Origin of the sequence: Labrys okinawensis, assembly GCF_047345005.1 — a bacterium.
Lineage (GTDB): Bacteria > Pseudomonadota > Alphaproteobacteria > Rhizobiales > Labraceae > Labrys > Labrys okinawensis.
Genome location: NZ_CP178864.1, coordinates 1,891,843 through 1,918,031, shown reverse-complemented (window position 1 = coordinate 1,918,031; position 26,189 = coordinate 1,891,843). Strand labels below are relative to the sequence as shown.

Sequence of the window (26,189 nt, the reverse complement as noted above, 5' to 3'; positions counted from 1 at the left end):
AGCGGTTCGCTCAACGGCGAGGGAAGAGTAGGCGAGGATGCCTGCGATCCCGGGAGAACTGCACGGCCCTGAAACCGAAATGCTGTTCATAGAAAGCGACGGTTTCCTCGACATCGCGCACATAGAGGATGACTCTGTTCAGCTTCGGGATGTCGAGTTTCCCAGGAAGCTCCCCCGATAGGCCGCCGGGCTCACCCCGACCCGCTTTCGGAAATGGTGGCGCATGGTTTCCAGCGAGCCGAAACCGCAATTGGCCGCGATGTCGTCCAAGGTGGCGCCGTGGCTGCGCTCGAGTTGCTCCCTGGCGAGGCGCACGCGCTCAGCCACCAGCCATTCGCCGGGCGGCAGGCCGGTCGTCTCTTCGAAGCGTCGTTGGAAAGTGCGCTGGCTCATACCCGAGCGCGCGGCGATGGTCTCGATGCGGTGCGGTGCGCCAAGGTTGGCACGCAGCCAGTCGATCAGCGGGCCGAGCCGGGCTGCCTCCCTCTCGCGCGGCATCGGCCGCTCGATGAACTGGGCCTGGCCGCCATCGCGATGAGGCGGCACCACCAGCCGGCGTGCCACGGCATTGGCGATATCTGGGCCGTAGTCGCGGCGCACGACATGGAGGCACAGATCGATGCCGGCCGCGCTGCCCGCAGCGGTCAGTACATCGCCGAGATCGACATAGAGCCTGTCGGGATCGAGCCGGATATCGGGATGACGCGCGCCGATCGCCTCGGCATAGCGCCAATGCGTGGTCGCCGCCCGCTTGTCGAGGAAGCCGCAGGCGGCCAGTACGGCGATGCCCGAACACAGCGACATCACTCTGGCGCCTCGGGCATGGGCGGTCTGCAGATGGGCGACGAGATCCGATGGCACCGGCGCATCGATGCCGCGCCAACCAGGAACGACGATGAGGTCGGCCTCCGCCAGGGCCTCCAGTCCGGCGCCCGCGCCGACCATCAGGCCGCCGGCGGCGCGCAAGGGGCCAGGCTCGATGGCGGCCGTCGCATAGCGATACCACCCCTCGCCCATCTCCGGGCGCGGCAGTCCAAACACCTCATAGGCCACCCCGAATTCGAAGGTGCAGAGGCCGTCATAAACGAGCACGGCCACGAGCGGGCCCGAGGGGGAAGCGATGTCTGGCATGATCTTGACGCAGGGTGCCATTCCCGCCATCGGGATGCAAGTTTCCTCGGAGCGCGAACCTCCTCGCCCCTGCTCCCGGTCAATCCACCCGCTGTTCGTTGCGTTTCATGCGTCTTTCGAGCCGGCGCACCAGCAGCGTCAGGCCGATGGTCATGACGAGGTAGAAGAACGCCACCACCGTATAGGTCTGGAAGAACAGGAAGGTGGAGGCCGTGTAGGTTTTGCCGTTCTGGGTGATGTCGGCAATGCCGAGCACGGAGACCAGCGAGGAGTCCTTCAGCATCGATACGAGGTCATTTCCGAGCGGCGGTGTCATGGTCTTGAAGGCCTGAGGCAGAATGACCAGCCGCATGGTCTTGAAGCGGCTGAGCCCCAGGGCCTGGGCGGCTTCCCACTGGCCGATATGGATGGACTGGATGCCGCCGCGCATGATCTCGGCGATGAAGGCGGAATAGGCCAGCGTCAGCGCAAAGATGGCGCGCCATTCGAAGCTGAAGTCGCGGATGGTGATCTCGGGCATGATGCCAATCGCGATGGCGCCGTGGAACAGCCAGCCATAGCCGTCGATCAACGCCGGGCCGATGGCGAAGGCGATATAATAGAGCAGCACGATCATTGGTACGCCACGCATGATCTCGACATAGGCCTTGAGGCCCTCTGCGAGCCAGCGCGACACCGACACCAGCCCAAGCGCCAGCGTGGTGCCGAGTACCAGCGAGGCGGCGAAGGCGATAATGGTCACGCGAATGGTGACCGACAGCCCCGAGCCGACAACATTGAAGATGATACGATACTGCTCGCTGGCAAGACCGGTGGCAACGAGAAGCAGCCCGAGCACGCAGAGGATCACCAGCCACCAGGGGATCCGGGAAATACGGGATGGCGGCGGCGGGGGCGCATGCCGGGTGGGGTTGGGCGGGGATGTCATAAGGGGCGCGGGATATCCCGAGAATGTGGATGTCCCGTCCGAAAACGCCGACATCGGAGGCAAGGGCACCGAAAGCGCGGAGTGGCGGTCTCCGACCGCCATCTTGCTGTCCTGCGAGCGCTGCGGTTTCAAGATGGCGGTCGGAGACCGCCACTCCACATCACTTCGCGGCGGCCTGGTAGTCGTAGAACCACTTCTTGCTGAGCCCATCCAGCGTGCCGTCGGCCTTCATCGCCGCCAGTGCGGCGTTGACCGGGGCCACCAGATCCGAGCCCTGCTTGAGGATGAAGCCGAATTCGTCATGTCCCAGGCCGTTGCCGATGATCTTGAAGCTGTCGGGCGAGGCGGCGATATTGCCCTGCGCGCCGGCCTTGTCCATCAGCACGGTGTCGACATCGCCCGCCTTGAGGGCCTGCACCGAGGCACCGAAGGTTTCGAACAGCTTCATGCGCGGGCTCTTGTCATTGCCGCCGAGCAGGTCGGACACCGAGACGAAATAATTGGTGGTACCGGATTGGGCGCCCACCAGCAGCTTGTCATCGGCCGAGAAGCTCTTGGCGTCGGTAAAGCGGTTCTCGTCCTTGCGCACCAGCATGAACTGTTCGGACACCATATAGGGGTCGGAGAAGGCCACCTGCTTCTTGCGCTCGTCGGTGATGGAGATGCCATCCATGCCGATGTCGAACTGGCCGGCCTGCACGGCCTGGATCATCGCGTCCCAGGACGAAGTCTTCCACTCGATCTTGGCGTTGAGGCGCTTGCCGATCTCGTTCATCGCATCATATTCCCAGCCAATGCCGTTGCCGGTCTTCGGATCGGTGAAGTTCAGCGGGAAATAGGCGTTCTCGGTCACGGCGACGATGGTGCGGCCTTTGAGATCCGGCAGCGGATCGGCATAGGCTGATCCGAGCGTGAACGCGAGCGCGGCGGCGGCACCAAGGCCAAGAAAGGTACGGCGAAGCATCGGGAAACTCCGGTGAAGCAAGGTCCTGCTGCAACCTTGCCACGCGGCTTCCACGCGGAACAGGGGAATCTGGCGCTTTCCCCCGGGAGCGCCTTACTGCCCGGCGATGCGGTCGGCAAGGAGGGCGATGGTCTTGCGGTAGACCTCGCTGGCGTTCCAGGATTTGAGCGCCTCGAAATTGGGCTGCCCCTCATCCCACCCGGCGCCGCGCTGCCAGCCGGCATCGGCGAGATATTTGGCGACCGAGCCGATCACGTCGGCCTGGTCCTTCACCAGATCCTTGCGACCATCACCGTCGAAGTCGACGGCATGCTGGAGGTAGCTGGAGGGGAGGAACTGCACCTGCCCGATCTCGCCAGCCCAGGCGCCCTTCATCTCTGAAGCCGGGACATCGCCCTCGTCGATAATCTTGAGGGCATCCATGAGTTCCGGCCGGAACTGCGTGGGGCGGCGGCAATCATAGGCGAGCGTGGCAAGGGAGCGCACGGTATCGAACTTGCCGATATTGGCGCCGAAATCGGTTTCCAGGGCCCAGAGCGCCACGATCACGGGAGCCTGTACGCCATAATCGGCTTCCGCCTTGTCGAACACCGCCTGATATTTCTTGATCACCTGCTTGCCGCGCTTGATGCGGAAGTCATTGACCATGCGTCCTGAGAATTCCTCGAAGCTCTGCTTGAACGTGCCCTTTTGGCCGCGGTCATGCGAGATGACGTTCTGGTCGTAGGTGACGCCGTCAAGCGAGGCGAGCCCGCGTGCGCCTATACCCTGGGCCGCCGCATCCTTCTTCACGCCTTCGAGCCACTGCGGAAATCCGGCGGCGTTGTTGCTGCAGTCCTGGTTCTGGGCCAGAGCCGGCGTAGCGGCAAACATCATCAGGGCGGCGTAAAGGGTGGCGGTGCGCATGAAATCATCTCGGAGGGAAGGGCGGCCACACAAGGCAGACAAGAATGCACATAATGTGGCGACAGCGGGTGAAAGTCAGGTTAGCCCCGGAAACCGCGCCTCTATTGACGGTAAACGGCCAGCAAAACAAGAAGAATCGATGCACCATCTTCCCTGCGTTGTTGGAAACGCGAATCTGTGGCACGGGGAGGCATGAAGAACCGTTCTGTTCTGTGCATTGGAGGCTGCGTGATCGACCGCGTCGGCGAGACCGTCGATGCGAAGGAGCGCCTGCATACTTCCAATATCGGGCATATGCGCTCCAGCCTTGGCGGCGTCGCCCGCAATGTCGCCGAGAACCTTGCACGGCTCGGCATTCCCGTGAGCCTGCTCTCGCGGGTGGGCGATGATCCGGAGGGCGAGCGTGTCATCGCCGCCAGCAGCCGCGCCGGCATCGACATGGCGGGGGTGGTGCGCGACAGCCAGGCGGCGACCGCCTCCTACACCGCCATCTTCAACGGCGAGGGCGAACTCGTCATCGGGCTTGCCGACATGGGTGTCTTTGAGGCGATCACGCCCGAAACCGCCATCGAGGCCCTTGCTACGGCTGCCGCCGACGCAGTCCTGTTTACCGACGCCAATCTCCAGCCCGCGACCCTGCGGGCGATCGCCAAGGCAAAGGGCGGGCGCATGCTGGCCTCGGTCCCCGTTTCGATCCAGAAGCTTGCGCGCCTGACATCGATCCTTGGCGATCTCGACATCCTCTTTCTCAACCTTCATGAGGCGCGCGCCCTGCTCGGCAGCGAGGACGATGCCGAAAGCCTGGCGCATCGTCTCGCCAGGGGGCCCGTGAGGCGCGGCCTCCTTACGCTCGGTCCCCGCGGCGCGCTCGCCTGGGCGGATGGAAAGGTGACGGCGATCCCCGCTCTTGCGTCCAGCCCGGTCAACGTCAATGGTGCGGGCGATGCCCTCGCCGGCGCCACCCTCGCCCGCCTCGCTGTGGGCGACGATTTCATCCCTGCCGCAAGGCGGGCCATGGCTGCCGCCGCGCTGACGGTGGAATCGCCCCATACCGTGCGGGCCGACCTGACCATGTCGGCGCTGCTTGCCCGATACGCTCTCTCCCAACCAACCGAAACGATCATCCCATGACCTCCCTTACCCACTCCCCCGCCGTCGCCGCCGCCCTGAAGGCTGGAAAGCCGGTGGTTGCCCTCGAATCGACCATCATCACCCATGGCATGCCCTTTCCGCAGAATGTGGAGACGGCGCGGCGGGTCGAGGCCGTCGTGCGGGCCGAGGGCGCCGAGCCCGCGACCATCGCGGTGCTCGACGGGATCATCCATGCCGGGCTAGACGATGCCCAGCTCGAGGCGATGGGCCAGGCGAAAGGTTTTCTCAAGCTCAGCCGGGCCGATCTCGGCTACGCCGTCGCCAAGAAGAGGAACGGATCTACCACCGTTGCCGCCACGATGATCGCCGCCGACCGGGCGGGCATCCGCGTCTTCGCCACCGGCGGCATCGGCGGCGTGCATCGCGGCGCCGAGAAGACCTATGATGTCTCGGCCGACCTGCAGGAGCTGGCGCGCACGCCGGTCTGCGTGGTCTGCGCCGGTGCCAAGGCGATCCTCGATCTGCCCAAGACGCTGGAAACGCTGGAGACGCTGGGGGTGCCGGTGGTGGTCAATGGCTCCGACGAATTCCCTGCCTTCTGGAGCCGCAAGAGCGGCCTGCCGGCCCCGCTGCGCCTCGACAGGCCCGAGGAGATCGCCGCCCTCATTCGCGCGCGCGCCGAGCTCAAGCTCGACGGCGGCGTGCTGGTGGGCAATCCCATTCCGCTCGAAGACGAGATCGCCGCCAGCGAGATCAACCCGGCCATCGAGACCGCCATCGACGAGGCAGACGCCACCGGCGTCTCCGGCAAGGCGCTTACGCCCTTCCTGCTCTCCCGAATGCTTTCTCTCACCGAGGGCCGCAGCCTGATCGCCAATATCGCCCTGGTGGAGAACAACGCGCGGCTCGCCGCAAGGATCGCTGCTGCGCTATGAAGAGGACGCGGCGCGAGCTGCACCTCGACCTTCGACGCTCAGCTGGCCTCGGAAGCGGTCCGCGCGCTTGCCGTCCCACGCTTGTGCATGAAAGGAAGCGAGACAAACCGATCGAGGGAGAACCGCCCTGGACCCATGACGGCCAGTACAAACATTCCGCCGGCAATAGCCAGGTCCTTCTCGAAATGCAGCAATTCGTTCTGATTCGAGAAATCCATATGGAACATCGTCGCGGTCATCAGGCAGAACAGCCCGAGCAGGACGGCGCCGACCCGCGCGAGAACCCCGAGGACGATGGCGAGGCCCGCACCCAGTTGCAGCGCGATGACGCCGACAACGAGGGGAGCACCGATGCCAACCACCGCCATCGCCTTGACGGTGCCGGTGAAATGCGTCGCCAGGGTCGTCCCCTCATGCACGAAGATCAGGGCGAGCAGCAGGCGGCTTGCGAGCAGGACCGTGTCGGGGAAGCACGCTATCAGTTTGCTGATGTGGGCCATCTCAACCAACTCCAATGTTGGGGGCAGGCGCTGATTTTGCGGTGAGAAGCGCGGGTCTGGAGTGGCAGTCTCTGACTGCCAATCTCGGAGACGAGGCGCCTGAGCGAGAGGAATGGCGGCCGGAGAGCGCCACTCCACGTTTCGCGTACCTCACCATGCAACATTGGCGCCCGCCGGCTTTGTCGTCACTTCGTCACCTTGGTGGCGATGGCCTTCTCCAGGTCCTCGCGCTCTTCGCAGCCCTGCGGGCACAGCTTGACGAGCGTTGCGAGCTGCTCATTGGCCTTGGCCATGTCGCCGGTCTCGACATAGAGCTCGCCGAGATATTCCCGCGCCGCCTTGTGATCAGGCTGCATTTCGAGTGCCTTGGAGTAGTAGGTCAGCGCCGTCTTGTAGTCGCCGGTCTTGCGCAGCGTGAAGCCGAGAAGGTTGTAGACATCGGCCTGCTGGGTATCCTCGGCAAGGCCGCGAAGTTCCTCGAGCGCGCCAGTGTAGTTCTTGGCCTCGATCTTCGCTTTGACGGAGGTCAGGTCCGGAGCGTCCGTGGACTCGATATTATCGACGGCGTAGGCCGGGATCGAGAGCACCGTGGTGGCGACGGTGAAGATTGCAAGCGAACCGAAAGCGGTCGCGACAGCATATTTCAACATGGGTTTTCTCTCAGGGATTTGGGGGAATCTCGATTTCAGGAATCCGCCTCAACGACCGGATCTGTCATGCCGGGGCTTGTCCCGGGCATCCAACCGCCAACTTTCGAGGCGCTTGTGGTGCCCAGGATCAAAAGGCCCAGGTTCCTGCGATCTTTTAATCAGTCACTTAGATCTGCGTGGCGGGCGTGAACCCGTAGGCGTTGCCGTCCTTCACGAAAGTGCCGGTGCCGGGGAACGGGAAATGCGACCCGCAGATCTTAATGTTGTCGGCGATCACCTGATCGATCAGCTTGCGCCGGGTGGTGATGGCCATCGCGCCGTCCTGGTCGTAAGCGCCCTGCCATTCAGGGTGAGGAGCGAGCAGAGCGGGCACATACATGATGTCAGCCGAGACCATGAACTGCTCGTTGCCCGAGCCCATGAGGTAGACTGAGTGCCCGGGCGTGTGGCCGGGAGCGTCCATGATGTGGATGCCCGGGGCAACCTCGTCCCCGCCCTTGACCAGCTTCCAGTTCTTCCATTTCGGGAAGTTCTCGACGATGCGTTTGCCAGCGGGCTTGCGGCCTTCCGCGAGCTTGTCGACGCGCGAGGGGTCCGTCCACCAATTGTATTCTGTCGCATTGACGATCAGCTCGGCGTTGGGGAACACCGGAGCATTGGTGCCCTTTTCCATCAGGCCCCAGACGTGATCGGGATGGAAATGCGAGATCATGATGGTGTCGATGGCTTTGTAGTCGATGCCGGCGGCAGCCATGTTCGCCGGCAGGTGGGTGGCATTGGTCTGCCACTGGCCGACGCCGGAACCGGCATCCATCATGATCAGCTTGCCGTTGACCTTCAGCACCACCACGGTGAGCGGGATCGGCATGAAGTCCGTCGTCAGGCCCGCCTTGGCCAGGGCAGCCTTGGTATCGTCCACCGAGGCATTCTTGATGAAGGTCGGGTCGTGGGGCTTGCGCCAGATGCCGTCATAGATCGCGGTCACCTCGATATCGCCGACCTTGTACTTGTAGAAGCCGACGCTCGGCTCGATCGGCGTGTCGGCCAGGGCAGGAGCAACGAACTCCAGCTTTCCCGCGAGGCCGAAAGCTGCAGCTGCCAGTCCAGAGCCCAGCACAGTGCGGCGCGTTACATTCAACATTCTGTTCACTCCTCATTCGAAGCGGCGTTGGCCATACGGCTGCACTTCCTTGCGTGCCTCCGATGAGGGTCCAGACTGGCGAGCGGTTGGATTTATTCCCGCGGGGGTAAAAAATTTTCAGCTAGGGGTTTGTCGACGGTTTTTGGTGGAGGCAAACGCATATTCTTGAGGCTGGCGGCGCGTGGTCTTTAGGGTTGCCCTTGTTCGTCAACCCAAGCCTGACGGTCGACATGTCACGCTGCCACCGTAATTGGGAAAGGAATTTCGAATGCCGCAAATACTGTGGTGGATGAGTCAGACAACGCGCCGGCCCTCACCATTGATGACAACCTCGCCGTCTTCCTTCGTGAAGGGGCCGATGTCTGGATTAGGCAGGATATCGAGCACCGCCTCCGATGGCCGGCACAATTTCGTGCCCTTCGGCGTCTCGATGATCGGTCGGTTGATCAGGATCGGGTGTGCCAGCATGAAGTTGAGCAGTTGCTCGTCTGTCCATTTCGGGTCGGCGAGGCCCAGTTCGGCATAGGGCGTGCCCTTCTGGCGCAGCAAGTCCCGCACCTTCATGCCCATCGCCGCGATCAGCGCCTGCAGGCGCTCGCGACTCGGCGGTGTCTTCAGATACTCGATGACAACCGGCTCCTCGCCGCTCTGGCGGATCATCGCCAGGGTATTGCGGGAGGTGCCGCAATCAGGGTTGTGATAGATTGTGATGGTCATGACGGGGTCTCGAATTCGTGGTTCTGGGTAGGCGCTGACTCGCGAAACAGCCAGCCCGTCAGCACCAAACCGGCCAAGGCTCCGATCAACTCGGCCACAACGAAACCGGTCAAATCGGACGGCCGGATGCCGGAAAAGCTGTTGGTCAGGGAACGGGCGATCGCAACGGCCGGATTGGCGAACGAGGTTGAGGCCGTGAACCAGTATGCGGCCGTGATGTAGAGGCCTACCAGCCAGGGCACGGCCTTGCGGTCATGGCGCAGCCCCGCGAGGATCGTGGCGACCAGACCGAAGGTCGCGATTCCCTCGGAAAGCCATTGGCCGATACCTGACCGTTCCCTAAGGGCGAATTCAAGAAGGGGATGGGCGAACATGAGATGCGCCACCCAGGTGCCGGCGATGCCGCCAATGATCTGAGTGGGGACATACAGGCCCGCATCGCGTGCGCCCAGATCGCCTCGCAGAGCAAAGATCAAGGATACGGCCGGGTTGAAATGCGCGCCCGACACCGGCCCGAGAATGGTGATCAACACGACCAGCATGGCGCCCGTCGCAAGAGTGTTAGCGAGAAGCGCCACGGCCGGATCACAGGCTAGGCCTTCAGCCATGATGCCGGATCCAACGATCGTGGCCACGAGAAACGCCGCTCCCAGGCCTTCGGCAGCCAGGCGGCGGGGCAGGTCGATCCTCATGGCGAGAGAGTGAAGCTTGGCTCAGACACGGGCAACCTCCTTGGCAGGCTCACAGCAGCAAGAAAGAGCGGCGACGGCCGGATTGCATACATCCGGATGCCCCTGGCAGCAGTCGCGCATCAGAAATTCGACCAAAGCGGAGAGGGACGGATAGGCGGCGCTGTAGACGATCGATCGCCCCTCCCGCCGGGACTCGATGAGGCCGGCCTGCTCGAGATGGCTGAGATGGAAGGACATGCGCGAGGACGAGGCACCGTCCATGGCCTCGCCGATCGCGCCAGCCGCCATGCCTTCCGGCCCTGCTATCACCAGCAACTTGACGACCCGCAGCCGAGTTTCCTGGGAAAGGGCGGCAAAGGCATTGAGCGCTTGCTTTTCGTCCATGTTTGTCTCAACATCTCAATAGATATTGAGACAATGGATACACGAGCATGAACGCTTCCGCCAGTCCCCTTCTCGTCGACTTTCACGGTGATGCCTCGCTTGGCGCAATCTTGAGCGCTCTAGGCCCACACGCTGCCAAGGCCCTGATCATCCGCTATGGCGACCGGACTATCCGGCCCGGCTATCATGTCACCGAGGTCAAGGCGGGCTCGTTCGTTACACTCGACTGCGGCGGTAATCCAGACGCATGGCAAGAGACGATTTTGCAGGTTGAGGATCTAGGGCCGGAAGGGGAACGATCCTTCATGCATGTCGGTAAGTTCACCGGCATTCTCAATCAGGTTGGAACGCGGGTCCGCCTTGACCCGGATGCTCGTCTCACCTTCGAAGTGGGGCCACCCGGAGTGCCCATGCAGGTGTTTGACGTCGACACGCTGCAGATCAGAGCCGAGCAGGTCGAATTACGGCTTGGCGCACGGGCGGCCATATGCAAACCACGTCATAGAGCAGAGCAACAGGAAAAAGTGAGCCAATGCTGTGCACCGACGGCTTCGAAGGGCTCCACTTGCTGCACATGATGGTCCGGCTGCAAAAGCTCCTATTGACGCATCATTTCTGCGACCGCGTTTAGCAACGGGCCTGGCATAAGATTTGGCACTGCCACAGAAACAGCCTCAGTGCGTGTCGGAAACAGCCGCCGCGCCCTTGGCGGCATTGTCCTGGTCGTTGGCCGCAAAGCGCTCGGCGGGGGCCACGCCGATGGCCTGGCGACTTGCGACCTCGCGGGCGATCGCGGCGGCGACCTGCGCCATCTCGCGGCGGAGCATGCGGTTGTCGGCCTCGATGCGCAGCCAGGATTCGTGGGCGTCCTCGCGCAGCGCCGCGAGTTCGGCCTGCAAGCGGGCACGTTCAAGGCGCAGCGTGGCGATCTCACCATCGGCGGCGCCCGGCTCGTTGCTGCGGCGCAGGCGGGCCACTTCGGTCACCAGCTCGGCCTCGCGGCCGGCGGCAATGGCGAGGCGGGCATCGCGCTCGGCGAGAGCCGCATCCCGGCGGCGCATATCGGCGGTGAGATTGGCAAGACGGGTATCGAGATCCGCCCGCTCGGTCTCCGAGGCATGGCGACGGTCGGTCATCGCCTGGAATTCATGCTGAAGCGAGGCCGCACGCGCTTCCAGCGCGGCGATCGCGGTCTCCGCACGCATGAGATCGATGGCCTGGACGGCAAGGCGGTCGTCCTTCTCGGCAACGGCCTCCAGCACCTGCTGCAGCCCGCGCTGGTTCAGGACAGCGCCATCCTCGGCGGCGCTCAGCTTGGTCCGCAGGGCGACCAGCTCGACACGCAGGCTGTCGTTGTTGATGCGGGCGGCATTGATGTCGCGCTCATGCTCGGCCGCTTTGTCGTCGCGAAGCGCGATGGTGACACGGGCGGCGGCAAGCTCGGCCTTGAGGGCGGCGAGGTCATGCTGGGCGTTGAGCACGTCGCGCTGGGCCGAGGCGGCCCCTTCCTCCACCGTGCCCAGCCGATTCGCATCGATCCCGACCAGAGCCTCGACGCGGCGCAGGCGCTCGCTCTGCCGGCCATGTTCGGCCATCAGGTCGTGGCGCAGGCCGCGCTCGCGCTCCAGCTTCTGTTCGAGGCGCCGATGCGTCATCGCGGCCTCGGCGCGGACATGGTCCTGCGCGGCGCGAACCTGCGTCATCGACAACGGAAGCGCAGTCTCCATCTCGCGGCGGATCAGCCGGCGTGCGCGCGCCCAGATCGCCGGCACCATGGCCAGGGCGAACAGGCCTGCAAGGGATCCCCCCAGGAAAAAGGCTATCGCGTAGTCGAGCACCGTAAAGCCTCAGTGCAGCGAGTTGATGTCGCCACACTATACGTCAAAGCCGCTGGGATGAAGGAACAAAACGCACAATGTGCTTAAGGCGTAGCTTCATCTTCGCGTGATCCCTAAGGATGAACCGAGGGATCAGAAGGGGTTCCAGGTGGCGGAGGGCGTGAACTTCAGATAGCCGAGATTGATGCCGAGGCGAGCGCCCACGCCGGACTTGATCGGCACCACCATCATCGTGCCGTCGCCCAGCGCAGTCATGCCGAAGCCGCCGACGATATAGGCAGAGCCCGCAATGCCGGGGAAGCGGCTGAAGATCTCGTCGACCCGCGCCATGTTGTAGACCAGCATCATGGTACGGGCACCATCGCCGCCGAAGTCCCAGCCGACGGAGGGACCCTGCCAATAGACCTTGCGGTCGCCGACATTGCGGGTGAACAGCGTGCCCTCGCCATAGCGCAGGCCACCGATGAAGGCGCCCGAGCCTTCCTGGCCGAGAATATAGCCATTGGGCTCGCCCCAGCGGGATACGGCGTTCTGGATGGCAAGAGCCAGATCGCGCGATACCGTGCCGAAGAAGCGGTGGCCGGAATTGATGAGTTCGTTGGAGGAGATCTGCTGCGGGCGTTCGGGCTCGCCCACGGCCAGGGAAGATGTCACCAGACCGGTGGCAGAGAGGGTCATGCCGGCCATGACCGTCAGAGCCTTGCGGCGAGGAAGAAGGTCTTTCATGTCAAACCTCGTTTGCTTAGGCCTTACTCGGTCTCAATCTGTGCCTGATCAGGGTTAACAAATTGCTTCCATCAGCCGCGGATATTGTGATTTGGCCAAGCAAACGGCTCGGAACTGTGACTCAACTCGTGCCGGATTGCGGCGAAAAGGGCAAGAATTTGGAGTAACGCGGAAAGCTAAACGGGAGATGCCGTCTTTCGATCACCGGCCATGAACTGGTGGCTTTGCTCGGAGCGCCGCAGCGCGGCAGCATTACGCCCCGGCCAAATGGTCAAGCGAGGCCGGACATCTTGTCACGAAAGGGGCTTTGGTACCGGTCTGCTACAGAGCGGCGAGGCGCACCGAAAGCGGAGCGGCGTACTCCCACCGCCACTCCAATTCCCCTATTTCAGCTCATCCTGTCCCCAGGCGACGAAAGCCACGTTCTTGAAGCCGCTTTCGGTCTTGCCATAGGTGAAAGGCTCGCCGCCGGGCATCAGCACCGTACCGCCAGCTGCGGCCAGCACGGCGTGCCCGGCCGCCACGTCCCACTCCATCGTCGGCCCGAAGCGCGGATAGATGTCCGCCGTTCCCTCGGCCACGCGGCAAAACTTCAGCGAAGAGCCAGCTTCCCGGCGATCGGCGATGGTGTAGTTTGCGAGGAAGGCCTCGCTTTTCGGATCGGGATGCGAGCGGCTGCACAGAGCGGTGAGACCCTCGCTCGGATAGTTCCGCGTGACGATCTCGCTCGCAACGCCGTTCTGCACACGCCATGCGGTATCACCGCCTGCATAGAGCGTGTCGACCGCCGGCGCGAAGACGCAGCCCGCCACCGGCCTGCCGTTCTCGATGAGGGCGATGTTGACGGTGAACTCGCCGTTGCGGTTGATGAATTCCTTGGTGCCATCCAGCGGGTCGACCAGAATGAAGCGGGTACCCACATTGTCGGGCAGCACACCCTTGGCGGCGCATTCCTCGGCGACCACAGGCACGTCCGGCACCAGCTTGGCCAGACGCTCCAGGATGATAGCCTCGGCCACTTCGTCGGCCTCGGTCACCGGCGAGCGGTCTTCCTTCATGCGCGCGGCGCAGCCCCTGGCATAGATCTGCATGATGGCGGCACCCGCCTCGCGGGCGATATCGGCAAAAGCGCGCGCCAGGTCGTCGTGAGAGAGAATTTTCTCATCATGCGACTTGGCTCTTGGCGCGGCTTGCGTGGATTGGGACACGATGGGCCCTCTGTTCATCCCGGCCTGTTTAGTCAGCCAGGCCGCAACTGGCAAGCATATAGGGAGCGGGATCGCGGTTTGCACCCTCCTCGCGCGAGGCAACTTTGTCGCGCCCCGGGGGGATGGTCCGGAAGGCTGCCTTCACAGACGAAGCTGCAGAGTCTATCTGGAAATGCGTCCAATGCGACGTGATTCTCCTGTTCTCTGCCGTGGGTGCTGCGATGACCGCCGGTTTTCAACTCGATGCGCTTGATCTTGCCGCCCTGCTCTGCTCGCGGGTCTGCCATGACGTGATCAATCCCGTCGGTGCGATCGTCAATGGGCTGGAGGTGCTGGAGGACGAGGACGACGCTTCCATGAAGACCTTTGCGCTGGATCTGATCAAGAAGAGCGCGCGCACCGCCTCGGCCCGCCTGCAATTTGCCCGCATCGCCTTCGGAGCGGCCGGCTCGGCCGGCGCCTCGATCGATCTGAGCGATGCCGAGAATGTCGCCCGCGGTTTCATCCAGGACGAGAAGGTGACGCTGAACTGGACGGCGCCGCGCCTGTTCATGCCGAAGAACAAGGTGAAGCTGCTTCTCAACCTACTGGTCGTTGCCGGTTCCACCATTCCGCGCGGCGGCACCATCAGCGCCAGGGTGACGGGCGAGGCGGAGACGCCCACCTTCGAGATCGTGGCGCAGGGCACGAACTCGCGCATTCCCCAGGGCCTCACCGGCCTGCTCGCCGGCGAGCCTGATAACGGTTCGCTCGACAGCCACGTCATCCAGCCCTATTTCACCGGGCTGATCGCCCGCGCTGCCAGCATGGAAGTCAAGGTCGAGACCATCGACGGCGGCTCGCGCCTTACCGCGACCACGGCCTGAGGATCGCATATGACGCGCAAGCTGATTTCCAGCGGATCGCCCTTTGAAAAGGTGGCCGGCTACTCGCGCGCCGTGGTGCAAGGCGCCTGGTGCTTCGTTGCCGGCACGACCGGCTATGACTATGCCAGCATGGCCATGCCGGTGGATGTCGCCGACCAGGCAGCGAACGCCCTCGCCACCATCGAGAAAGCGCTCGCCGAAGGCGGCTTTGCCATGAGCGACGTGGTGCGGGCGACCTATTATGTCACCAAGGCCGAGTATGCCGATCCGGTCTTCGCCGCGACGGGGCGCGTCTTCGGCGAGATCCGCCCGGCGGCGACCCTTCTTGTCTGCGACCTGCTCAAGCCCGAAATGAAGGTCGAGATCGAAGTCACGGCATTTCGCGGTTAGGATATGGGAGCCCCGGGACTGGAAGGATCTTCGCCACCATGCGCAGCACATTTTTTCGTCTCTGCCTGATCGGCGCCATGGCCTGGCCCGCCGGTATCGTGGCTGCGCGGGCTGAGGATGCGCCCAGCAAGCCGCCGGCGCCCCCCGCCCCGTCGCAGCCGATCGCGCCCGACAACAGCATCCTCGCCTTCATTGCCGCCAATCCCGACTGCAGCGAGCTGACGGATGAGTGCATCATCTGCGCTGTGGTCAGCGGCAAGGCGATGTGCTCCACGCCCGGAATTTCCTGCGTGAAGAAGGAAGTCCGCTGCACCAGCACCAAGCCGCCGACGCCCAAGCAGTGATAGACTGCCCTGCGGCAAAGGGTTTTGGGTGCTGCGATGAGCGAATTTGCATTCTGGCGGCGTCTGGATGCGCCGGGCCACGACATGGCCGCTTTGACAGTGCGCCCGGGCGGCTGGTTCCTGCAGGGGCATGCCGCGTTCCATGAAACCGGGGATCCTACCGGCCTGTGCTATGAGGTCGAACTCGACGAGCGCTGGCACAGCTTGAGCGGACGGGTGCAGGGCTTCCGGGGGCTACAGCGTTTCGACCATGTGATCCGGCACGAAGCCGGCGGCTGGTCTCTCGACGGCAGGATTGTCGACGGCCTCAATCATCTCGCCGATCTCGACTTCGGCTTCACACCCGCCACCAACATGCCGCAACTGCGCCGGCTAGCCCTCGAAATCGGACAGAGCGTGAAGTTCACCGTCGTGTGGTTCGATGTCGGCATGGGTACGCTGGCGGCCCTGCCGCAAATCTATCGGCGCGAAAGCGAGACGACCTATTGGTATGAATCGCCGACTTCGGCCTTTGAGGGCCTGATCGATCTTGCACCCAGCGGCTTTGCCAGGATCTATCCGACGCTGTGGCAGGAGGAGGTGTCCGGCTGAGCCGTCGCCCCTACCTGCGCGAAACCAGAAGTGGCAATCTCAGCCCTGTACAGCGAGGCCGCGCTCGCTCGCCTTCTCGCGATCGTCCAGCGTCTCGACCATCTTGAGGTCCTCGATGGCGTCGGTGAGGGCAACCCTCGCGTCCTCGAGCTTGATCTTCAGGTCGTCGGCCGAGCCGCGCAGATTGTCGCGGCGGGAGGTGGCGGCGCGGGCATAGGTGGGGTAGGCGAAATGGGTGGGATCGGTGATGCCGGCCTTGGCCTCCTCGACCTTGATCTCCCGGTCGAGGTCACCGGCCATTCGCTCGAACTCGGCAACCATGGTTTCGATCTGCATGACCTGGCGGCGCTTCTCGTCGACCTGGAAGCGCTTGAGACGAATGAGACTATCGCGCGACTTCATTACTCATTACTCCATCAGCCGCATCGGCCCGCCCGTGCTGGCGCGGAATAGGCCGCATAATTTGGCCGCCGGGCAACAGACCCGGCGAGAGCTTCACCATCCAGCATGGACGTGAATTCTTCCTTACTGGCCCTGAAAAAGCCGCGAACCAACGTGGGACAGGCAAGTGCTGGATAGGAAATGGCGCCGTTCATGAAGATGAATCATCTCTTTTCCCGGAGACGGAGATTTTTCTTAAGATTTTTTTGAAGCGCGGACCAGTGGACCAGCAGCCTTGTTCCGCAACGTCATGGAGATGCCTCCAGAAGGCTCTGCAGGCTTCGCCCGGCACGAAAACAGATTCCACCCAATGCGTTGAAATATATCGATTATTTTTGACCTCAGATTGTCCCGCGGCGGGCCTCTCCAGGAAGGCCCCGGCCTCGCCTGCCGCCATCGGACAGGTCCGTCAAAAATGAGGCAGCAGGCCTGACTGATTCGGTCAAAATCGCTAAGAGCCTGCCGCCGCGGTAACCTTTAATTTACCTGGCTCGTTAATGATCCCTAATGCGGATCAACGGTCTCGCAACCACGTTTGTCAATCTTTGCGACGGAATGGTTGAGTCCGATGAATCGCTTAGAAGGGTTTCTTCATGTGAATGTTGACGCCCTTCATTCGCCAAATTTGTCTTTCAGGCAATGTGTTACGGGAAGTTTCACATCCTTTTTTCAGGTTTCGCTTGCATGAGAGAATCACAATTTGTTAACCATTCCTGCGTAGCGTCGCGGTTGATCATCGACGAGGTGAATTTACCGTGTCGTCTGCGCATTCGCGACGGCGGTCGACCCTCCGAGGCCGCAGTGGGGGATTGAGATGCGCGTACTTCTTGTCGAAGACGATAGCGCCACGGCGCAGAGCATTGAGCTGATGCTCAAGTCAGAAAGTTTCAATGTCTATACGACGGACCTCGGCGAAGAGGGCGTCGATCTGGGCAAGCTTTATGACTATGACATCATTCTGCTTGACCTGAACTTGCCCGACATGTCGGGCTACGAAGTATTGCGCTCCCTGCGGGTGGCCAAGGTCAAGACGCCCATCCTGATCCTCTCGGGCCTCGCCGGCATCGAGGACAAGGTGAAGGGTCTCGGCTTCGGCGCCGACGACTACCTGACCAAGCCCTTCCACAAGGACGAGCTGGTGGCACGCATCCACGCCATCGTGCGCCGCTCCAAGGGCCACGCCCAATCGGTGATCGCCACCGGCGACCTTATCGTCAATCTCGACACCAAGACGGTCGAGGTCCACGGCTCCCGGGTGCATCTGACGGGCAAGGAGTACCAGATGCTGGAGCTGCTCTCGCTGCGCAAGGGCACCACGCTCACCAAGGAAATGTTCCTCAACCACCTCTATGGCGGCATGGACGAGCCCGAGCTGAAGATCATCGACGTCTTCATCTGCAAGCTGCGCAAGAAGCTCGCCAACGCCACCAGCGGCGCCAATTACATCGAAACCGTCTGGGGCCGCGGCTATGTGCTGCGCGAGCCCAACGAGATCGAAGAGCGCATCGCGGTGTGAGCCGGCGAAACATCGAATTCAGGAACAGGCCGGGCATCGTCCCGGCCTTTCTTTTTGGGCGAGACGGATTACGGTTGAGCGTCATGGGAGAAGGATCAATAAGCCAAGAAGAATTTCCCGATGAGCACTCCTACGAAGAGGAGGCGGCTAAGCACAAGGCACGCAGACTCGAGGCGTTGAAGATCGCCGTTGCCGAAGCCGACAAGGGCATCTTCATTTCAGGTGAAGCTGTTGAGGCCTGGGTGAGATCGTGGGATACGGAGAATGAGCTTCCGCCACCAGAACCAGATATTTTCCCGACGAAGTAATTTATCCACCTGGCGTTTCGCCCAACCTGCCTGGGACCGCAGGCGTCTCGCCTGCATCTTGAACAACCTCGTTTCCAAGAGCAGGTGAGACGCCTGCGGTCCCAGGAACGTCTCCGCCACCTCCGCCCTTCAGGAATGCGCCCATGCCCATGCCCTCCCTCTCGCCCCTCGGCATCCTTGTTCCCCTCGCCGAGGAGGCCGAGGCACTCTTCGCGCTGATGCAGCAGGACGGCGCCACCAGGACGCGGCGCATCGGCGGGCGGGACTATCACAGCGGGCACCTGTTCGGGCGGGCCTGCGTGCTCACGCTCTCACGCGTCGGCAAGGTGGCCGCGGCCACCGCGGCTGCGGGGCTGATCCATGAGTACGAGGTCGGTGGCATCCTCAATGTCGGCGTCGCCGGCGGAGCCGCCGCCTCGGTTAAGGTCGGCGACATCGTGGTTGGCGAGACTCTGCTGCAGCATGACCTCGATGCCCGGCCGATCTTCCCGCGCTACGAAGTGCCGCTCACCGGCATGTCGCTCTTTGCCGCCGATACCCTCCTCAGCGCCGGCCTGTGCGAGGCCGTCCTCGCCTTTCTCGCCGAAGACTTGCCCATGCTGCCAACCGAGATCCGCGAACAGTTCGCCCTTGCCGCCCCGCGGCTCCACCAGGGCCTGATCATCAGCGGCGACCAGTTCGTCAACGGCCATGACGCCGTCGCTGCCCTGCGCCATGACATTCCCGATGCCATGGCTATCGAAATGGAGAGCGGCGCCATAGGGCAGGTCTGCCACGATTACGGCGTCCCCTGCGCCGTGTTGCGCATCATCTCAGACAGCGCCGACGACAATGCCCATGTCGACTTCCCAGCCTTCCTCAGGGCGGTGGCGAGCTATTACTCCCACCACATCCTGCGCCGCTTCCTGGAAAAGAGCGACCGGTCGCTGTGAGGCGCGGATTTGGAGTGTCGATCTCCGATCGACATTCCTTGGAAAAGAGGCGTTCGCAGACGGGGAAGATGTCGATCGGAGATCGACACTCCAAATCCGAGCCAACCCCACAACGCCTGTGAAGGCACCCTCTGTCACACTGGCCGAAGCCAACGGGCATGCTATAAGGGCGCCAGTAATTACCGCCCAGGGAGCGTTTCGATGGTTGGCAGTCAGTTTGGCGTTTGGGCGGCTCGCGGGGCCCTGTTGGCGGGCGTCTTCGCTCTCGCGGGCTGTTCGGGGGCCAACACCTTCATTTCCGGCGTGTACGGCACGCCGCCCGACGTCAATGCCACCCAGGTTGCCACCCCATCAGGCCCGACCCGCGTCGATTTCGACCCGGACACCGAGTGCCCCACCATCAACATCCCCACCGGCGCCGCTGCTTACGGCACGCCGAACGGCTCCCAATTCTCGATCTCGAACTTTGCGCGTGAGTGCGATCTCGCCAGCGGCACCACCGTCACCATCAAGATCGGCGTCGAGGGTCACGTCATCCTCGCCGGCGCCGGCGGCGGCACCTACTCGGCACCCGTGCGCATCTCGATCCGCGACAACAACGAGAAGGATGTCTACACCAAGGTCGTGCGCGTCTCGGCCACGGTCGAGCCGGGCGCGGCGCAGGGCAAGTTCCGCGTGGTCGACACCTCCACACCGATCACCATCGGCCTGCAGCAGCCGCTGAGCTCCTACGACATCGAGATCGGCTTCGACGGCAAGGGCATGACCAACCTGCCTCACAAGAAGAAGAAGCGCGGGTAACGGGGAGCGCTCGTCCCTGGGATCGCAGGCATCCTTGCCTGCTTCTTCCTTTCCAGGAGATGCAGCGGTTCCAAGAGCAGGCAGGGATGCCTGCGATCCCGGGCGCCAGTCCTTTTCCGGTTGCGCCGCCTTTTGCCCAGTTGACGACAGAGGAGGGCAGGGCTAGGGTCCGGCCACTCGGTCGATCCCCGCGGAAGAGACTGGTCCGATTCTCTGTGAATCGATGGCTGGCGCCGAAGGAGCAACCGCCCCGGAAACTCTCAGGCATCCGGACCGCGGGGGAACGAGACTCTGGAAAGCGGCACGGGCGCGCAAGCGTCCGGGCTCACCGACGGGCGTAAGTGACCCTTGAATCCGTCACCTCATTCGGGGGCAAGGTCACGAAATCTCTCAGGTACCGCGACAGAGGGGGCACCACCGGACATTCGTCCGGCGTGCAACCTTATTGCCGGAGTGCCTATGGCCGATCCCGTCGCAGATCACGACCTTCAAGCGCCGCTTCTTACCACCCCTCTGCATGCCGAACATGTTTCGCTGGGCGCGCGCATGGTGCCCTTCGCCGGCTATGACATGCCGGTGCAATATCCCACCGGCATCATCGCCGAGCACAACCACACCCGCATCGCTGCCGGCCTGTTCGACGTCTCCCACATGGGCCAGGCCTTCGTGACCGCCAAGGATGGCCGCAAGAGCCATGACAGCATCGCGCTGGCGCTCGAGGCCCTGGTGCCGGCCGATATCCTCAACCTCCCCCGCGGCCGCCAGCGATACTCGCAATTCCTCAACGAGGAGGGTGGCACGCTCGACGACCTGATGATCTCCCGCTCACCTGAAGAGGCCGATGACGGCTCGCTGGGCCTCGTCGTCAATGCCGCGTGCAAGCAGGCCGACTTCGAGCTGATCAAGAGCAGGATCGGCGACCGGGCCAAGCTGCTGATCGTGCAGGATCGGGCTCTGCTCGCCTTGCAGGGGCCGCAGGCCGCCGCCGTGATGGCCGATCACTGTCCGGATGCGGCCGCCATGCCCTTCATGGGCTCGCGCTCCTCCACCTTCGACGGCATCGACATCGCGCTCTCGCGCTCGGGCTATACCGGCGAGGATGGCTACGAGATCTCGGTGAAGTCCTCCAAGTCCGTGCAGATCTGGCGCACCCTGCTTGCCGACGACCGCGTCAAGCCGATCGGCCTCGGGGCCCGCGACAGCCTGCGCCTGGAAGCTGGGCTCTGCCTCTATGGCCATGAACTCAACGAGACGATATCCCCCATCGAAGCCGGCCTGATCTGGTCGATCCAGAAACGCCGCCGCGTCGAGGGTGGCTTCCCGGGTGCCGCGCGCCTGCAGAAGGAGATCGCCGAGGGCGTGGCTCGCACCCGCGTCGGCCTCATCCCGGAAGGCCGCTCGCCCGTGCGTGACGGAGCACCGCTGAAGAACACTGATGGCGAAACGGTCGGTATCGTCACCTCCGGCGGCTTCGGCCCCACGGTCGGCGGCCCCGTCGCCATCGGCTATGTGCCCCCAGCCCTGTCGGCGCCCGGCACCAGCCTCCTCGTCGAGCTGCGCGGCAAGGACGTGCCGATCAAGGTCGCCGCCATGCCCTTCGCACCGCACCGGTTTCATCGGGGATAGGGGGCGGGCATGGGCTTCATGAGCTTCCCAAGCAAGCGCCTTCTCTGTTTGGGCCTAAGTTCTATAAGCCCGGCCGCCAGCTAAGCCCCATCAATCCATCCCCACCAGAGGACCCAACCCATGGCCACCATCAAGTACACCACCGATCACGAATATGTCTCCGTCGAAGGCGATGTCGCCACCATCGGCATCACCGACTATGCCCAGTCGCAGCTCGGCGACGTGGTGTTCGTCGAGCTGCCAGCCAACGGCAAGGTGCTCAAGCAGGGCGACGAGGCGGCCGTGGTCGAATCCGTCAAGGCGGCGAGCGAGGTCTATGCCCCCGTCTCCGGCACGATCATCGAGGTCAATGACGGCCTGCCCGACGCGCCCTCGACGGTTAATGAGGATCCGCTCGGCAAGGGCTGGTTCATCAAGGTCAAGCTCTCCGACCCGGCCGAACTCGACGCCCTCATGGATGATGCTGCCTACAAGGCGCATATCGGAGCCTGATCGATGCGTTATCTGCCCCTTACTCCCGACGACCGCGCCACCATGCTGGCGAAAATCGGCGTCGACAACGTCGATGCCCTCTTCGCCAATGTGCCAGCCGGCGCGCTCCTGAAATCCCCGCCTGTACTGCCCAATGAAAAGGGCGAGATGGCAGTCGAGAAGATCATGGGCGCCTTTGCCTCACGCAATCTCACAGCCTCCTCCGCACCCTTCTTCTGCGGCGCCGGCGCCTACAAGCACCATGTGCCGGCGACCGTCGACCATTTGATCCAGCGCTCGGAGTTCCTGACCTCCTACACGCCCTACCAGCCCGAGATCGCCCAGGGCACGCTGCAATATCTCTACGAGTTTCAGACCCAGGTCGCGCTCGTAACGGGCATGGAGGTTGCCAACGCCTCGATGTATGACGGCTCCACCGGCACCGCCGAGGCCGTGCTGATGGCCCACCGCGTCACCCGCCGCGGCAAGGCCATCCTCTCGGGCGGCCTGCATCCGCATTACACGGAGGTGGTGCAGACCCTCTCGATGATGGCCGGTCACAGCGTCGTCGCCATGCCGGCCGACGTCACCGCCGCCGAGGACATCATCGCCCAGATCGATGGCGAGACCTCCTGCGTGGTGGTGCAGACGCCAGACGTCTTCGGCAATCTGCGCGATCTCACCGCCATCGCCGCGGCCGCCCAGAAGGCCGGCGCCCTGCTGATCGCCGTTTTCACCGAAACGGTGTCGCTCGGCCTCCTGAAGTCGCCCGGCGAGATGGGCGCCGACATCGTGGTGGGCGAGGGCCAGTCCATCGGCAATGCGCTCAACTATGGCGGCCCCTATATCGGCCTGTTTGCCGCCAAGCAGAAATATGTGCGCCAGATGCCGGGGCGCCTTTGCGGCCAGACCGTCGATGCGGACGGCAATCGCGGCTATGTCCTGACGCTCTCCACCCGTGAGCAGCATATCCGCCGCGACAAGGCCACCTCGAACATCTGCACAAATTCGGGCCTGTGCGTGCTGGCCTTCACCGTCCATATGGCGCTGCTCGGCCAGACCGGCCTGCGCAAGCTCGCCTTGGTGAATCATGCCAATGCGGTGAAGCTCGCCGACATGCTCGCTGGCGTGAAGGGTATCGAGATCCTGCAGAAGGCCTTCTTCAACGAGTTCACCATCCGCGTGCCCGGCAGCGCTGCCGCGCTTCTCGAAAAGCTCGCCGCAAGGGGCATTCTCGCGGGGGTGCCCTATTCGCGCCTTTCCGCCCAGGCCGAGCTCAAGGACCTTTTGATCATAGCCTCGACCGAAGTGAACACCGACGAGGATCGCGTCGCCCTCGTCAGCGCCCTGAAGGAGCTCGTGTGATGTTGAACAACCAGGGACGCCCCACCTCCGCCGGCGAGACCTCTGCCACCAGCCACGCTACCTTCACCGGCAACCGTGCCCTCATCATCGAGGAAGCGCTGCTGTTCGAATCCGGCCGCCTGGAGGTGACCGGCGTCGATATCGACGAGCCGGAAGCGTTCACCCCGCGCCTCGGCGGCCTCGAGCGCAAGGCACCAATCGGCCTGCCCGGCTTTTCCGAGCCGGAGGCGATGCGGCATTTCGTGCGGCTCAGCCAGAAGAATTTCGGCATCGACACCGGGCTCTTTCCGCTCGGCTCCTGCACCATGAAGCATAATCCGCGCCTCAACGAGAAGATTGCTCGCCTGCCGGGCTTTTCGGACATCCACCCCCTGCAGCCGGTCTCGACCGTGCCCGGCGCGCTGGCGGTGATCGACCACCTCGCCCATTACCTCAAGACCCTTACCGGCATGCCCGCCGTGGCGATGAGCCCGAAGGCTGGCGCGCATGGTGAGCTCTGCGGCATGATGGCGATCAAGGCCGCCATCGCCGCGCGTGGCGAGGGCGAGACGCGCAAGGTGGTGCTGGTGCCGGACTCGGCCCATGGCACCAACCCCGCCACCGCGGCACTGATTGGCTTTACGGTGGAATCGATCCCTGCCCGCCCCGACGGTACGGTGGATCCCGCCGATGTGCGCAAGGCGCTCCGGCCGGAAGTGGCGGCGATCATGCTGACCAACCCGAACACCTGCGGCCTGTTCGAGAAGGACATCATCGCCATCGCCGAGGCCGTGCACGAGGCGGGGGCGTATTTCTACTGCGACGGCGCCAATTTCAACGCCATCGTCGGCAAGGTCCGCCCTGGCGATCTCGGCGTCGACGCCATGCACATCAACCTGCACAAGACCTTCTCGACGCCCCATGGCGGCGGCGGGCCGGGTGCGGGGCCGGTGGTGCTTTCCGAAAAGCTCGCACCCTTCGCGCCCTTCCCCTATGTGGTCAATGCCCGCGTGCTGGTCGAGCGGGAGGAGGAGGTGATGAACGGCGAGACGCCCTTCGGCCGCCTCACCGCCTTCCATGGCCAGATGGGCATGTTCACCCGCGCCCTCACCTACATGCTCTCGCATGGCGCCGACGGCATGCGCCAGGCCTCGGAGGATGCGGTGCTCTCGGCCAACTACATCCGCGTCGGCCTGCACGATCTGATGTCGGCCCCGTTCGGCGACCAGCCCTGTATGCATGAGGCGCTGTTCGACGATACCTGGCTGAAGGATACGGGCGTCACCACGCTGGATTTCGCCAAGGCGATGATCGACGAGGGCTATCATCCGATGACGATGTATTTCCCGCTTGTCGTGCACGGCGCCATGCTGATCGAGCCGACGGAAAGCGAATCCAAGGCCTCGCTGGACCTGTTCATCGCCACCCTGCGGGACCTCGCGATGGCGGCCAAGCGCGGCGAGACGGCGCGCTTCTCGGGCGCGCCCTATCACGCGCCGAGGCGCAGGATGGACGAGACGCGAGCCGCGCGGCAGCCGGTTCTCCGGTGGACGCCGCCTGAGCCGGTGAAGGACGCGGCGGAGTAAGGTGGGGAAGTGGGCCCGCCGGGGGAAGTACCCCGGCGGCCGAAGCGGATCTGCAAATCAACTCGTTGGCATCAAGCGTATTTCGCGCTTCTTGGTGATTCCGTGTAAAGACAAAACGCTCCAGGATGACTACCTCTATTGCGAGAAGTCCAAATTGACTGGATCGCTCGACAGCATTTCCGGCGTCAGGTCTGTTGTGGGGACACCGCGGCTGACTGCTTGTAAATCCAAGCCTGTGCACCAAAGCTGTCCACGTCCCGCGAGCAGGAACCCGAAAGCTATCTGTTCACTCTTTTGCGGGACATCCAGGACTACTTCATATTTGGTCCAATCCGTAGTGCCCTTGATTGGACGTTGCTGCATGTTGTCAAAGCCAAGTAAAGCGTCTTTCAGGCCATCGACGCGCATCCATATGCCTGCCCAACCCGTGACATTGCTCGTCTTTGCGTAGGCACTCAGCCGCAAGCGCTGCCCCTTGAAATTGTCGGCGCGAAAGACCTGCATCATCGTCCCAAATCCGTTGTTTGGGTGTCGCCATTTGACGTAGCCGCTCGCGCTTCCATTATGAACCGTCTCCGTATCGCGTCCTATTTCATAGGCGCCGACGTCATCCCCCCAAGTTCTCCAGCCTGGTGGCAGCGGTGTCTCGGCGTTGTCGACCAGTTCCGGCAAACTCGCCTTCGCGAGTTGCTGCGTAATCCTTATCCGTCCCTCTTCGGCCCTGACACGTGTTTCCTCAGCTTCAGCTTCGAGCTTTTGGGCCTCCGCCCGAAGTTTTTCCCTTGATAGGTAATGGTTTGCTATAGCAATGCAAATGCCTGTGCTCGCCCCACTACCAGCCAGACCGATCAATAGGCTGACTAATGCACTCTGATCCATCGTGATTGCCCCTGGCCCGCTGACCTGCACGGATTGCTGGGATCACCGCAAATCTGGCAAGATCTACTCCTGCATTTTCCGTCTTCCTGTTAACGTTATTGTTTTGCATGTGCCGACTACTCAGAAGGATATCATATCTGACCGCGAGGTGGCACCTCGACTTATTCGCCATCGTAGAAGTTGACCCGTTGGGGAATCCCGGCAGATTCGCTTTCGGGAAATCGGAACGAGGCCATGCGGGCCGGACGCGGATGGAGAGCGGTACCCTGCTTCAACCGGCCA

At 63.2% G+C, this 26,189-nt stretch carries 31 protein-coding genes and 1 riboswitch; of the genes, 15 read left to right on the top strand and 16 right to left on the bottom strand.

Annotated features, from left to right (window positions below; genetic code table 11):
- Positions 1 to 10 precede the first annotated feature (10 nt).
- From ACMDCR_RS09065 to ACMDCR_RS09045, 5 genes are all read right to left on the bottom strand, one after another.
- The gene (locus ACMDCR_RS09065) at positions 11 to 121 is read right to left on the bottom strand and encodes a hypothetical protein (protein WP_413992215.1); all 111 of its coding nucleotides are present in this window, start codon (positions 119 to 121) and stop codon (positions 11 to 13) included.
- A 17-nt stretch (positions 122 to 138) separates the two neighbouring features.
- Positions 139 to 1,152, bottom strand: a complete 1,014-nt coding sequence (gene ftrA / locus ACMDCR_RS09060; RefSeq protein ID WP_413993572.1) for a transcriptional regulator FtrA — start codon at positions 1,150 to 1,152, stop codon at positions 139 to 141.
- A 58-nt stretch (positions 1,153 to 1,210) separates the two neighbouring features.
- Positions 1,211 to 2,059 carry an amino acid ABC transporter permease gene (locus ACMDCR_RS09055; protein WP_413992214.1) on the bottom strand — a complete coding sequence of 283 codons (849 nt, stop codon included), beginning with the start codon at positions 2,057 to 2,059 and terminating at the stop codon, positions 1,211 to 1,213.
- Between the two features lie 160 nt (positions 2,060 to 2,219).
- Entirely contained in the window at positions 2,220 to 3,023 is an 804-nt protein-coding gene (locus ACMDCR_RS09050; RefSeq protein WP_413992213.1) for a transporter substrate-binding domain-containing protein, read from the bottom strand.
- 93 nt (positions 3,024 to 3,116) lie between these two features.
- Positions 3,117 to 3,929, bottom strand: a complete 813-nt coding sequence (locus ACMDCR_RS09045) for a lytic transglycosylase domain-containing protein (RefSeq protein ID WP_413992212.1) — start codon at positions 3,927 to 3,929, stop codon at positions 3,117 to 3,119.
- A 192-nt stretch (positions 3,930 to 4,121) separates the two neighbouring features.
- Between ACMDCR_RS09045 and ACMDCR_RS09040 the strand changes: the two genes are divergently transcribed.
- Together ACMDCR_RS09040 and ACMDCR_RS09035 are read left to right on the top strand one after the other, a co-directional pair.
- Positions 4,122 to 5,060: a carbohydrate kinase family protein gene (locus ACMDCR_RS09040; RefSeq protein WP_413992211.1), complete on the top strand. Its 939-nt coding sequence runs from the start codon at positions 4,122 to 4,124 to the stop codon at positions 5,058 to 5,060.
- Positions 5,057 to 5,956 (top strand): pseudouridine-5'-phosphate glycosidase, encoded by a 900-nt coding sequence (locus tag ACMDCR_RS09035; protein WP_413992210.1) that lies wholly within the window; start codon positions 5,057 to 5,059, stop codon positions 5,954 to 5,956. The genes ACMDCR_RS09040 and ACMDCR_RS09035 overlap by 4 nt, the downstream gene beginning before the upstream one ends.
- A 38-nt stretch (positions 5,957 to 5,994) precedes the next feature.
- Here the strand turns inward: ACMDCR_RS09035 and ACMDCR_RS09030 are convergent, their stop codons facing one another.
- The 6 genes from ACMDCR_RS09030 to ACMDCR_RS09005 all read right to left on the bottom strand — a co-directional run bounded on the left by ACMDCR_RS09030 (position 5,995) and on the right by ACMDCR_RS09005 (position 10,040).
- Positions 5,995 to 6,456 carry a DoxX family protein gene (locus tag ACMDCR_RS09030; RefSeq protein ID WP_413992209.1) on the bottom strand — a complete coding sequence of 154 codons (462 nt, stop codon included), beginning with the start codon at positions 6,454 to 6,456 and terminating at the stop codon, positions 5,995 to 5,997.
- 185 nt (positions 6,457 to 6,641) lie between these two features.
- The gene (locus tag ACMDCR_RS09025; protein WP_413992208.1) at positions 6,642 to 7,106 is read right to left on the bottom strand and encodes a tetratricopeptide repeat protein; all 465 of its coding nucleotides are present in this window, start codon (positions 7,104 to 7,106) and stop codon (positions 6,642 to 6,644) included.
- 166 nt (positions 7,107 to 7,272) lie between these two features.
- Entirely contained in the window at positions 7,273 to 8,247 is a 975-nt protein-coding gene (locus ACMDCR_RS09020; RefSeq protein WP_413992207.1) for an MBL fold metallo-hydrolase, read from the bottom strand.
- Between the two features lie 294 nt (positions 8,248 to 8,541).
- A complete protein-coding gene (arsC, locus tag ACMDCR_RS09015) occupies positions 8,542 to 8,964 on the bottom strand; it encodes an arsenate reductase (glutaredoxin) (RefSeq protein WP_413992206.1) in 423 nt (140 codons plus the stop codon).
- The gene (locus ACMDCR_RS09010) at positions 8,961 to 9,656 is read right to left on the bottom strand and encodes an aquaporin (RefSeq protein ID WP_413992205.1); all 696 of its coding nucleotides are present in this window, start codon (positions 9,654 to 9,656) and stop codon (positions 8,961 to 8,963) included. The genes arsC and ACMDCR_RS09010 overlap by 4 nt, the downstream gene beginning before the upstream one ends.
- A gap of 21 nt (positions 9,657 to 9,677) precedes the next feature.
- The gene (locus ACMDCR_RS09005; RefSeq protein WP_413992204.1) at positions 9,678 to 10,040 is read right to left on the bottom strand and encodes an ArsR/SmtB family transcription factor; all 363 of its coding nucleotides are present in this window, start codon (positions 10,038 to 10,040) and stop codon (positions 9,678 to 9,680) included.
- A 47-nt stretch (positions 10,041 to 10,087) separates the two neighbouring features.
- Between ACMDCR_RS09005 and ACMDCR_RS09000 the strand changes: the two genes are divergently transcribed.
- Entirely contained in the window at positions 10,088 to 10,618 is a 531-nt protein-coding gene (locus ACMDCR_RS09000; protein ID WP_413992203.1) for a DUF6428 family protein, read from the top strand.
- A gap of 96 nt (positions 10,619 to 10,714) precedes the next feature.
- On the opposite strand, the gene ACMDCR_RS08995 is transcribed toward ACMDCR_RS09000, so the two are convergent.
- From ACMDCR_RS08995 to cysQ, 3 genes are all read right to left on the bottom strand, one after another.
- Positions 10,715 to 11,878 carry a hypothetical protein gene (locus tag ACMDCR_RS08995; protein ID WP_413992202.1) on the bottom strand — a complete coding sequence of 388 codons (1,164 nt, stop codon included), beginning with the start codon at positions 11,876 to 11,878 and terminating at the stop codon, positions 10,715 to 10,717.
- 132 nt (positions 11,879 to 12,010) lie between these two features.
- Positions 12,011 to 12,604 (bottom strand): DUF1134 domain-containing protein, encoded by a 594-nt coding sequence (locus ACMDCR_RS08990; protein WP_413992201.1) that lies wholly within the window; start codon positions 12,602 to 12,604, stop codon positions 12,011 to 12,013.
- A 383-nt stretch (positions 12,605 to 12,987) separates the two neighbouring features.
- Positions 12,988 to 13,695, bottom strand: a complete 708-nt coding sequence (cysQ, locus tag ACMDCR_RS08985) for a 3'(2'),5'-bisphosphate nucleotidase CysQ (RefSeq protein WP_413993571.1) — start codon at positions 13,693 to 13,695, stop codon at positions 12,988 to 12,990.
- Positions 13,696 to 14,033: 338 nt separating this feature from the next.
- Between cysQ and chpT the strand changes: the two genes are divergently transcribed.
- The 4 genes from chpT to ACMDCR_RS08965 are packed head-to-tail and all read left to right on the top strand — an operon-like array spanning position 14,034 to position 16,003.
- Positions 14,034 to 14,678 carry a histidine phosphotransferase ChpT gene (gene chpT, locus ACMDCR_RS08980; RefSeq protein WP_413992200.1) on the top strand — a complete coding sequence of 215 codons (645 nt, stop codon included), beginning with the start codon at positions 14,034 to 14,036 and terminating at the stop codon, positions 14,676 to 14,678.
- Between the two features lie 9 nt (positions 14,679 to 14,687).
- Positions 14,688 to 15,068 (top strand): RidA family protein, encoded by a 381-nt coding sequence (locus tag ACMDCR_RS08975; protein WP_413992199.1) that lies wholly within the window; start codon positions 14,688 to 14,690, stop codon positions 15,066 to 15,068.
- A 38-nt stretch (positions 15,069 to 15,106) separates the two neighbouring features.
- Positions 15,107 to 15,412 (top strand): hypothetical protein, encoded by a 306-nt coding sequence (locus ACMDCR_RS08970; RefSeq protein ID WP_413992198.1) that lies wholly within the window; start codon positions 15,107 to 15,109, stop codon positions 15,410 to 15,412.
- A gap of 36 nt (positions 15,413 to 15,448) precedes the next feature.
- Positions 15,449 to 16,003, top strand: a complete 555-nt coding sequence (locus tag ACMDCR_RS08965) for a putative glycolipid-binding domain-containing protein (RefSeq protein ID WP_413992197.1) — start codon at positions 15,449 to 15,451, stop codon at positions 16,001 to 16,003.
- 39 nt (positions 16,004 to 16,042) lie between these two features.
- Here ACMDCR_RS08965 and fliJ read toward each other — a convergent pair whose 3' ends face one another.
- Positions 16,043 to 16,405, bottom strand: a complete 363-nt coding sequence (gene fliJ / locus ACMDCR_RS08960) for a flagellar export protein FliJ (protein WP_413992196.1) — start codon at positions 16,403 to 16,405, stop codon at positions 16,043 to 16,045.
- Between the two features lie 853 nt (positions 16,406 to 17,258).
- On the opposite strand from fliJ, the gene ctrA reads away from it, so the two are divergent.
- From ctrA to gcvPB, 8 genes are all read left to right on the top strand, one after another.
- Entirely contained in the window at positions 17,259 to 17,960 is a 702-nt protein-coding gene (gene ctrA, locus ACMDCR_RS08955; protein ID WP_413992195.1) for a response regulator transcription factor CtrA, read from the top strand.
- A gap of 74 nt (positions 17,961 to 18,034) precedes the next feature.
- Complete coding sequence (locus ACMDCR_RS08950; protein ID WP_413992194.1) at positions 18,035 to 18,268, top strand: hypothetical protein; 234 nt, start codon at positions 18,035 to 18,037, stop codon at positions 18,266 to 18,268.
- 143 nt (positions 18,269 to 18,411) lie between these two features.
- Entirely contained in the window at positions 18,412 to 19,200 is a 789-nt protein-coding gene (locus tag ACMDCR_RS08945) for a 5'-methylthioadenosine/adenosylhomocysteine nucleosidase (RefSeq protein ID WP_413992193.1), read from the top strand.
- Between the two features lie 201 nt (positions 19,201 to 19,401).
- Positions 19,402 to 20,001, top strand: coding sequence for a hypothetical protein (locus ACMDCR_RS08940; protein ID WP_413992192.1), 600 nt, complete (start codon positions 19,402 to 19,404; stop codon positions 19,999 to 20,001).
- 181 nt (positions 20,002 to 20,182) lie between these two features.
- Positions 20,183 to 20,287, top strand: a riboswitch (glycine riboswitch).
- 173 nt (positions 20,288 to 20,460) lie between these two features.
- Entirely contained in the window at positions 20,461 to 21,627 is a 1,167-nt protein-coding gene (gene gcvT, locus ACMDCR_RS08935) for a glycine cleavage system aminomethyltransferase GcvT (protein WP_413992191.1), read from the top strand.
- A gap of 120 nt (positions 21,628 to 21,747) precedes the next feature.
- A complete protein-coding gene (gene gcvH / locus ACMDCR_RS08930; protein ID WP_413992190.1) occupies positions 21,748 to 22,119 on the top strand; it encodes a glycine cleavage system protein GcvH in 372 nt (123 codons plus the stop codon).
- 3 nt (positions 22,120 to 22,122) lie between these two features.
- Positions 22,123 to 23,463 (top strand): aminomethyl-transferring glycine dehydrogenase subunit GcvPA, encoded by a 1,341-nt coding sequence (gene gcvPA / locus ACMDCR_RS08925; RefSeq protein ID WP_413992189.1) that lies wholly within the window; start codon positions 22,123 to 22,125, stop codon positions 23,461 to 23,463.
- On the top strand, positions 23,463 to 25,028 hold the full coding sequence (gene gcvPB, locus ACMDCR_RS08920) for an aminomethyl-transferring glycine dehydrogenase subunit GcvPB (protein ID WP_413992188.1): 1,566 nt from the start codon (positions 23,463 to 23,465) through the stop codon (positions 25,026 to 25,028). Before gcvPA ends, gcvPB begins: the two co-directional genes overlap by 1 nt.
- Before the next feature lie 135 nt (positions 25,029 to 25,163).
- On the opposite strand, the gene ACMDCR_RS08915 is transcribed toward gcvPB, so the two are convergent.
- On the bottom strand, positions 25,164 to 25,907 hold the full coding sequence (locus ACMDCR_RS08915) for a hypothetical protein (RefSeq protein ID WP_413992187.1): 744 nt from the start codon (positions 25,905 to 25,907) through the stop codon (positions 25,164 to 25,166).
- Positions 25,908 to 26,189 lie beyond the last annotated feature (282 nt).

Coding starts and splice junctions, on each gene's coding strand:
- cysQ (WP_413993571.1), bottom strand. CDS start 13,695: ATGCAGATCTATGCCAGGGGCTGCGCCGCGCGCATGAAGGAAGACCGC.
- gcvT (WP_413992191.1), top strand. CDS start 20,461: ATGGCCGATCCCGTCGCAGATCACGACCTTCAAGCGCCGCTTCTTACC.
- ACMDCR_RS09050 (WP_413992213.1), bottom strand. CDS start 3,023: ATGCTTCGCCGTACCTTTCTTGGCCTTGGTGCCGCCGCCGCGCTCGCG.
- ACMDCR_RS08915 (WP_413992187.1), bottom strand. CDS start 25,907: ATGGATCAGAGTGCATTAGTCAGCCTATTGATCGGTCTGGCTGGTAGT.
- ACMDCR_RS09025 (WP_413992208.1), bottom strand. CDS start 7,106: ATGTTGAAATATGCTGTCGCGACCGCTTTCGGTTCGCTTGCAATCTTC.
- arsC (WP_413992206.1), bottom strand. CDS start 8,964: ATGACCATCACAATCTATCACAACCCTGATTGCGGCACCTCCCGCAAT.
- ACMDCR_RS09020 (WP_413992207.1), bottom strand. CDS start 8,247: ATGTTGAATGTAACGCGCCGCACTGTGCTGGGCTCTGGACTGGCAGCT.
- fliJ (WP_413992196.1), bottom strand. CDS start 16,405: ATGAAGTCGCGCGATAGTCTCATTCGTCTCAAGCGCTTCCAGGTCGAC.
- ftrA (WP_413993572.1), bottom strand. CDS start 1,152: ATGGCACCCTGCGTCAAGATCATGCCAGACATCGCTTCCCCCTCGGGC.
- ACMDCR_RS08975 (WP_413992199.1), top strand. CDS start 14,688: ATGACGCGCAAGCTGATTTCCAGCGGATCGCCCTTTGAAAAGGTGGCC.
- ACMDCR_RS09005 (WP_413992204.1), bottom strand. CDS start 10,040: ATGGACGAAAAGCAAGCGCTCAATGCCTTTGCCGCCCTTTCCCAGGAA.
- gcvPA (WP_413992189.1), top strand. CDS start 22,123: ATGCGTTATCTGCCCCTTACTCCCGACGACCGCGCCACCATGCTGGCG.
- ACMDCR_RS09010 (WP_413992205.1), bottom strand. CDS start 9,656: ATGAGGATCGACCTGCCCCGCCGCCTGGCTGCCGAAGGCCTGGGAGCG.
- ACMDCR_RS09035 (WP_413992210.1), top strand. CDS start 5,057: ATGACCTCCCTTACCCACTCCCCCGCCGTCGCCGCCGCCCTGAAGGCT.
- gcvH (WP_413992190.1), top strand. CDS start 21,748: ATGGCCACCATCAAGTACACCACCGATCACGAATATGTCTCCGTCGAA.
- ACMDCR_RS08970 (WP_413992198.1), top strand. CDS start 15,107: ATGCGCAGCACATTTTTTCGTCTCTGCCTGATCGGCGCCATGGCCTGG.
- ACMDCR_RS08945 (WP_413992193.1), top strand. CDS start 18,412: ATGCCCATGCCCTCCCTCTCGCCCCTCGGCATCCTTGTTCCCCTCGCC.
- ACMDCR_RS09045 (WP_413992212.1), bottom strand. CDS start 3,929: ATGCGCACCGCCACCCTTTACGCCGCCCTGATGATGTTTGCCGCTACG.
- ctrA (WP_413992195.1), top strand. CDS start 17,259: ATGCGCGTACTTCTTGTCGAAGACGATAGCGCCACGGCGCAGAGCATT.
- ACMDCR_RS09000 (WP_413992203.1), top strand. CDS start 10,088: ATGAACGCTTCCGCCAGTCCCCTTCTCGTCGACTTTCACGGTGATGCC.
- ACMDCR_RS09040 (WP_413992211.1), top strand. CDS start 4,122: ATGAAGAACCGTTCTGTTCTGTGCATTGGAGGCTGCGTGATCGACCGC.
- chpT (WP_413992200.1), top strand. CDS start 14,034: ATGACCGCCGGTTTTCAACTCGATGCGCTTGATCTTGCCGCCCTGCTC.
- gcvPB (WP_413992188.1), top strand. CDS start 23,463: ATGTTGAACAACCAGGGACGCCCCACCTCCGCCGGCGAGACCTCTGCC.
- ACMDCR_RS09030 (WP_413992209.1), bottom strand. CDS start 6,456: ATGGCCCACATCAGCAAACTGATAGCGTGCTTCCCCGACACGGTCCTG.
- ACMDCR_RS08990 (WP_413992201.1), bottom strand. CDS start 12,604: ATGAAAGACCTTCTTCCTCGCCGCAAGGCTCTGACGGTCATGGCCGGC.
- ACMDCR_RS09055 (WP_413992214.1), bottom strand. CDS start 2,059: ATGACATCCCCGCCCAACCCCACCCGGCATGCGCCCCCGCCGCCGCCA.
- ACMDCR_RS08965 (WP_413992197.1), top strand. CDS start 15,449: ATGAGCGAATTTGCATTCTGGCGGCGTCTGGATGCGCCGGGCCACGAC.
- ACMDCR_RS08940 (WP_413992192.1), top strand. CDS start 19,402: ATGGTTGGCAGTCAGTTTGGCGTTTGGGCGGCTCGCGGGGCCCTGTTG.